We start from the raw sequence: 4,114 nt of genomic DNA, 5'->3' as shown, positions 1-4,114 counted from the left end.
GAAGTGCGCCAATATGCCCAGTTGCATGCGCTTGCCCAGCTCGGCGGCGGGGCCGGTCTGGGCGGCGAATTGCCCGACGCGTATTTCGGTATCCGTCACGCCGATTTCCGCCGACTGCGCCGCCGCGGCGACAAGCACTCCCACCAACACGGCCAAACGCCACCATGGCTTGTTTTTCATCAGGGGCCTCCGTTTTTTTCGTGGTAATGGTTTTTTCACCATCTGCATATGCAACTTCTTGCATATGTGCACTGCAAGGTAGTCCAATGCGCACGGCTTGGCAACGCGGTTAGTCCGGGTGCGACTGGATTTGAGCGGGAATCCGTGAGAAAAGTGCCGCTAACGCGGCCTTTTCAGGCGGGCAGCAGATGCCCGGCCTAGACCCCCAGCGCCAGCCGGGTGGTATTTTTCACCTCTTCCATTACGGCGTAAGTGCGGGTTTCGCGCACACCCGGCAGCTGCCAGAGCACGGTGCCGGCAAAAGAGCGGTAGGCCACCATGTCGGCCATGCGGGTTTTGAGCAGATAGTCAAAGCCGCCGGCCACCATGTGGCATTCGGAGATTTCCGGGTGGACCTGTACGGCCGCCTTGAAGGCTTCAAACACGTTGGGCGTGGTGCGGTCCAGCAGCACTTCGACAAACACCATCATTCCGGCGCCCAGCTTGAGGGGATTGAGCAGGGCTTCATAACCCAGGATGTAGCCGTCCCGGCTCAAACGCTGCACGCGGGCCAGCACGGCCGTGGGCGACAGAGCCACGCTCTCGGCGAGCTTGAGGTTGGAAATCCGGCCGTCCTGCTGCAGGACATTCAGGATTTTCAGGTCAATGCGGTCAATTTCGGGTGAGGCTTCAAACATGGATAGTGAATTATTCGGTGAATTGCACAAATTTAGCGGGAAATTCTGCTGAATTCAACAGAACATCATCGTATTGACTGAATAACCGCCATTTACCGTGAAAACCTCCATGAATCACTTGAAGCCTGCATCTCCGCGCCTGCCCTTCCCGTACCGCCCCGAAGCCGACATCGTGGCGGCGCACCTGCAGCGCTTCGCCGGGGCGCTCGACTGGGCGGCTGCGGCGCACTCCGCCCAGCCCTGGGTGCAGGCCGTGCGTGACAACCCGCCGCCGTTCTGGGCGATGGAAAGCCTGCTCAAGGAATACCCGATCTCCAGCGCGGAGGGCTTGGCCCTGATGCGGCTGGCCGAAGCCTTGTTGCGTGTGCCGGACGCCGAAACCGCGATTGCCCTGACGGCTGACCAGCTCGGCCGCGCCGATTTCGACAGCGCTGGCGACGGTGTAATGGCTCGCCTGTCGGCCTCGGCCATCGCCATGTCCAAGAAATTCCTGCCGGAAGGCGGCCAGGCCCACATCATGAGCAAGCTGGGCGCGCGCACGGTGGTGGCGGCGACCTTGCGTGCCGTGCAGCTGCTCGGCCGGCAGTTTGTGCTCGGGCAAACCATTGCCGATGCGATGGCCGAGGCCGATGACAGCCGCAAAAAAATCCCCAACCTGCGTTTCAGCTACGACATGCTGGGCGAGGGTGCGCGTACCGATGCCGACGCGCTGCGCTATCTCGCCAGTTACACAAACGCTATCAAATCAATAGCTGCTGGCGCTCGTCCAATGGGTGCTACCGAGCAAAACGACGGTATATCCATCAAGCTCAGCGCGCTGCACCCGCGCTACGAAGACGCCCAGCGCGAACGCGTGATGGCCGAGCTGGTACCGCGCGTCTGGGGGCTGTGCGAGCTGTCGGCCCGGGCCAATATCAACCTCACCATCGACGCCGAAGAGGTCGACAGGCTCGAGCTCTCGCTGGATGTGTTTGAAGCCCTGGCTGCGCTGGTGGCAAAGCACCACCCGCAGTGGCAGGGCTTTGGCTTGGCCATGCAGGCCTACCAGACCCGCGCGCTGGAGTTGATTGAGCACATCGCCACCGTCGCCCGCAAATACAGGCTGCGCCTGATGTGCCGCCTGGTCAAGGGTGCGTACTGGGATTCGGAAATCAAGCGCGCACAAGAGATGGGCTTGCCGCACTACCCGGTGTTCACGCACAAGCACCACACCGATGTGTCGTACCTGGCCTGTGCGCAGGCTTTGCTGGCCGCGCCCGACGCCATTTACCCGCAGTTTGCCGGCCACAACGCCGCCACCATTGCCGCGATTTTGCAGATGGCGTCGCGCAACGCAGTTCCCTTCGAGCTGCAGCGCCTGCACGGCATGGGCGAGGGCGTTTTCCGCGAGGTGCTGAAGAACCCGCTGATCAGCTGCCGCGTGTACGCGCCCGTGGGCGCCCACCGCGACCTGCTTGCTTACCTGGTGCGCCGCCTGCTTGAGAACGGCGCCAACTCGTCCTTTGTGCACCAGCTGGCCGACGAGTCGGTCGGCATGGGCGAGCTGCTGACCTCACCGATGCGCCTGGAGCCCGAATCGTCTTTGCCGCTGCCGCCGGCCCTATACGGCCCCGGCCGGCCCAACAGCCTGGGGCTGGACCTCACGGTCCAGAGCATGCGCGCACCGCTGCTGGCCGCGTTGGCCACCACCCCGGTCCCCGTCGTGCCTGAGTTTGATGCCAAATCGGCCGCCAGCGCAATAGCGACGTGCGCAAGCAGCTATCAAAAGTGGAGCAACGTGCCCATTGCCGAGCGCGCGGCCATCTTGCGCCGCGCTGCCGCCGCGATGGAGCAGCAGATGCCGAAGTTCTGCGCATTGCTGGTGAAAGAGGCCTTCAAGACCTGGGGCGATGCGGTGTCTGAAGTGCGCGAGGCGGTGGACTTCCTGCGCTACTACGCGGGCGAGGCCGAACGCATCATGCAGCCGGTCGCGCTGCCCGGCCCCACAGGTGAAACCAATGAGCTGCGCCTGTCGGCGCGCGGCGTCTGGGTCTGCATCAGCCCCTGGAATTTCCCGCTGGCCATCTTCACCGGCCAGGTTGCGGCGGCACTGGCCACCGGCAACGCTGTAATGGCCAAGCCCGCCGAGCAAACCCCCGGCGTGGCTTGGGAGGCTGTGAAGTTGCTGCACCAGGCCGGCGTGCCCGAAGGCGCGCTGCAACTGGCGCATGGCGCCGGTGAAACCGTGGGCGCCGCGCTGGTGGCAGCGCCGCAAGTCGCCGGCGTGGTGTTTACCGGCTCCACCCAGGTCGCCAAGATCATCAACCGCGCGCTGGCCGCCAAAGACGGCCCCATCGTCCCGCTGATTGCCGAGACCGGCGGCATCAACGCCATGCTGGTGGACAGCACGGCCCTGCCCGAGCAGGTGGCCGACGCGGTGGTGCAGAGTGCGTTCCGCTCCGCCGGCCAGCGCTGCTCGGCGCTGCGCCTGCTGTGTGTGCATGAGGGCATTGCCGACCACGTGATCGAGATGATCAAGGGCGCCGCGCAGGAGCTGGTGGTGGGCGAGACAGCCGACCTGGCGACRGATGTCGGTCCGGTGATCGACCGCGAAGCCTTTGACAACATCCAGAAGCATCTTCAGCGCCTGAATTCAACGTCAAAAATGCTTGTAAGCCATGCAGGACGAGCGCAAGCAGCTCCTGATTCGATAGCAAATGTCATTCCCCCCGCAGCCTTTGAAGTACGCAGCCTGGCCGAAGTGAAAGACGAAATCTTCGGCCCCGTGCTGCAGATCGTGCGCTGGGGCAGCGGCGAGCTGGCCACGCCGGAGGCCGTGATCGCGCAGATCAACGCACTGGGCTACGGCCTCACGCTCGGTATCCAGACCCGCATCGACTCGCGCGCACAGGCACTCGCGGCCAGCGCCCACGTAGGCAATATTTATGTGAACCGCAACATGATCGGTGCGGTGGTGGGGGTGCAACCTTTCGGCGGAGAAGGCCTGTCCGGCACGGGCCCCAAGGCGGGTGGGCCGCATTACCTGTATCGCTTTTGTGCTGAGCAGACTGTCACTGTGAATACGACGGCGGCGGGGGGGAATGCGGCGCTCCTGGCTGGAGGGGCTTGACGGGGCGGTCGGCTCCCGTTCCGACGGGGTGCTCTTTGCTGAGAGCTGCTGGCCGGGGGTAGCCCGGCAGCTACTCACTTTTCTTTTGCTTCGCCAAAAGCAAAGTAAGCAAAAGAAAAGGCGACCCTGCTGTCTGCGTCCCTCCGCT

Annotated in this window: 2 protein-coding genes and 1 pseudogene; 1 reads left to right on the top strand and 2 read right to left on the bottom strand. The window is 63.8% G+C overall.

All coding sequences use genetic code 11. The annotated features are described in order from the left end of the window. Both AC1D1X_RS17140 and AC1D1X_RS17135 read right to left on the bottom strand, forming a co-directional pair. Window positions 1-180, bottom strand: a pseudogene (locus AC1D1X_RS17140) (ABC transporter substrate-binding protein); the annotation flags it as partial. A gap of 197 nt (window positions 181-377) precedes the next feature. Then, the gene (locus AC1D1X_RS17135) at window positions 378-857 is read right to left on the bottom strand and encodes an Lrp/AsnC ligand binding domain-containing protein (RefSeq protein ID WP_457281549.1); all 480 of its coding nucleotides are present in this window, start codon (window positions 855-857) and stop codon (window positions 378-380) included. A 109-nt stretch (window positions 858-966) separates the two neighbouring features. On the opposite strand from AC1D1X_RS17135, the gene AC1D1X_RS17130 reads away from it, so the two are divergent. Then, window positions 967-3,966 carry an L-glutamate gamma-semialdehyde dehydrogenase gene (locus tag AC1D1X_RS17130; protein WP_477668823.1) on the top strand — a complete coding sequence of 1,000 codons (3,000 nt, stop codon included), beginning with the start codon at window positions 967-969 and terminating at the stop codon, window positions 3,964-3,966. Window positions 3,967-4,114 lie beyond the last annotated feature (148 nt).

This window comes from Polaromonas sp. P1_G4, assembly GCF_056405475.1.
The sequence above is the reverse complement of the archived record's forward strand: the minus strand, read 5'-3'. Positions and strand labels throughout refer to the sequence as shown.

What these genes read in the sequence shown, in the direction of transcription:
- AC1D1X_RS17135 (WP_457281549.1), bottom strand. Translation starts at nt 857, where the DNA reads ATGTTTGAAGCCTCACCCGAAATTGACCGCATTGACCTGAAAATCCTG.